Consider the following 2,844-nt stretch of genomic DNA (forward strand, 5'->3'; position numbering starts at 1 on the left):
CCCCCGCGCAGGCCTGCAGCGCCGATTCGATCTCGCCCAGCTCGATCCGGTAGCCGCGCACTTTCACCTGGAAATCGTTGCGGCCCAGGTAATCCAGGCCGCCGTCGCGGCGGCGCCGGACCAGGTCGCCGGTACGGTAGATCCGGCCGCCATCGGCGAACGGATCGTCGATGAAGCGTTCGGCGGTCAGTCCGGGGCGATGCAGATAGCCGCGCGCCACCCCGGCGCCGCCCAGCCACAATTCGCCGACCACGCCCGGCGGCACCAATTCGCCGCGCTCGTCCACCACATAGGCGCGAGTGTTCGCCACCGGCACGCCGATGCCGGGAACGAACCCGGCGTCGCGCGGCATCGATACCCAGGTCGAGTAGGTCGTGGTCTCGGTCGGGCCGTACAGGTTCGCCACCCAGGCCGCCTGGGTCTGCGCGAACGCCTGCTCGACCAGCTCGCGCTTGAGCGGTTCGCCGGCCAGGTTGATTCCGCGCACGCTGGCCGGCAATCCGCCGGCGTCCAGCACCGCCTTGAGCACCGACGGCACCGTGTTGACCAGGGTCGCGCCCTCCAGCTCGGCACCGGCGCGCAGCAGGTCCTGCACCAGCACCACGCTGCCGCCCTGGGTGAGCGGTACGAACAACTCGAACACCGCCAGGTCGAAATTGACCGAGGTCGAGCACACGGTCCGCGCCAGGTCCTGCGGTTGGAACGCGCCCCGCGCCCACGCCAGCAGGTTGGCGGTGTTGCGGTGCTCGATCGCCACGCCCTTGGGGCGACCGGTCGAGCCGGAGGTGTAGATCACGTAGGCCAGGTGCTCGGGCCGCAGCGCGACCTCGGGCGCGTGCGTCTGCTCGCTGCCGGCGGTGGCTTCGACTTCGAGCACCCGGTAACCGTCGATGCCCAGCCTCGCCGCCGCGCCGCCGGCGCTGACCACCGCGACCGGCGCGGCATCGTCGAGCATCTGCAGCACCCGTTCGCGCGGGTAGCCCGGGTCCAGCGGCACGTAGGCGCCGCCGGCCTTGAGGATGCCGAGCAGGCCGACGATCAGTTCCAGGCCGCGCTCGGCGCACAAGCCGACGCAGGCGTCCGGCACCACGCCCAGGCCGATCAGCGCATGCGCGACCCGGTTCGACGCCGCCTCCAGTTGCGCATAGCTCAGCTGCGCCCCGCCGCTGCGCAGCGCGACCGCCTCCGGCGTGCGCGCGACCTGCGCTTCGAACAGTTCCACCAAGGTCCGATCCGACGCCTCCACCGACGCGCCGGCGCTGGCCTGCAGCAGTTGCCTGCGCTCTTGTTCGTCCAGCCAAGGCAGCGAGGCCACCGCCGCTTCCGGCGAGTCCGCCATCGCTTCCAGCAGGCGTTCCAGCCAGCGCGACCAGCGCGCCACCGTCGACGCGTCGAACAGGTCGCTGGCGTACTCGATCGCGCCGCTCAGGCCGTCCTCGGTTTCGCTGAGCGACAACGAGATATCGAACTGGGTGGTCGCATGCGGAATCGACAAGGCCTCGACCCGCAGGCCGGCCAGCGTCGCCGCAGGCCCGCCCGCGGCGTTGTCCAGCACCAGCAGGCTCTGGAAGATCGGCGCATGGCCCAGGGTGCGCGAGGGCTGCACGGCGTCGACCACGCGGTCGAACGGCAGGTCCTGGTGCTCGTAGGCGGCCAGGGTGGTCTCGCGAATCGACGCCAGCAACGCCGCCACGCTGGCCGAGTCCTCGACCTGCGTGCGCAACGCCAGGGTGTTGACGAAGAAGCCGATCAGACCTTCCAGTTCCACTCGCGGCCGATTCGCCATCGGCGAGCCCACCACCACCTCGCCCTGCCCGCTCAGCCGTGACAGCAACGCGCTCCAACCGGCCAACAGCACCATGTACAGGGTCGCGCCGTTGGCCTGCGCCAACTCGCGCAGGCGTTGGGTCAGCCCCGCGTCCAGGCGCAGCGCGTGCATCCGCCCCGCATAGCTCTGCACCGGCGGCCGCGGCCGATCGCTCGGCAAGGCCAGCAGTTCCGGGGCGCCGCGCAACTGCTCGCGCCAATAGTCCGACTGCGCTTCCCAGCGCGCTCCGCTCAGCCAGCCGCGCTGCCACAGCGCATAGTCCGCATACTGCACCGGCAACGGCGGCAGCGGATCGTCCAGGCCCTGCGCATAGGCGCCGTACAGCGCGCGCAATTCCTCCACCAGTACGCCCAGCGACCATCCGTCGGAAACGATGTGGTGCTGGGTCACCAGCAGCGCGTGCTCATCCGCGGCCAGCTTCAGCAATCGGCCGCGGATCAGCGGGCCGCGCGCCAGGTCGAAGCGCGCCTGCGCTTCTTCGTGCAGTTGCGCCTGCAGCGCCGCATCGCGCGCGGCCGGCGCCAGCATCGACAGGTCCACGCGCCGCAGCGCGAAGCCCGCGGCCGGCTCGATCCTCTGCTCCGGTTCGCCGTCCACGTCCTCGAAACGGGTGCGCAGGGCCTCGTGGCGCTCGACGATCCGGGCCAGGGCGCGTTCCAGCGCGGCCTGGTCCAGGGCGCCGTGCAGGCGCAGGCCGGCGGCGACGTGGTAGGCCGCACCGGCCGCCGCATCCAGGCGATCCAGGAACCACAGCCGCTGCTGCGACCACGACAGCGGCAACCGCTGCCCGCGCGGTGCCGGCACGATCGCCGGCAATCCGGCGCGGCCGGCCGCGTGCACGCATCGCGCCTGGCCGGCCAGGGTCGGCTCGGCGAACACCTCGCGCAGCGGCAGTTCCACCCCCAGGCGTTCCTGCACCCGCGCCTGCAGCCGCACCGCCAGCAGCGAATGCCCGCCGAGGGCGAAGAAATGGTCGTGGCGGCCGATCCGCTCCACCCCCAGCAACTGCGTCCACA

The 2,844-nt window shown here is 71.9% G+C and carries 1 protein-coding gene; it reads right to left on the minus strand.

The features are described 5' to 3' along the window. The coding region (locus tag AC3A57_RS22860; RefSeq protein ID WP_487581000.1) for an amino acid adenylation domain-containing protein at nucleotides 1-2,844 on the minus strand (2,844 nt) is incomplete at both ends.

Source organism: Lysobacter sp. Soil_C_15 (assembly GCF_057657315.1).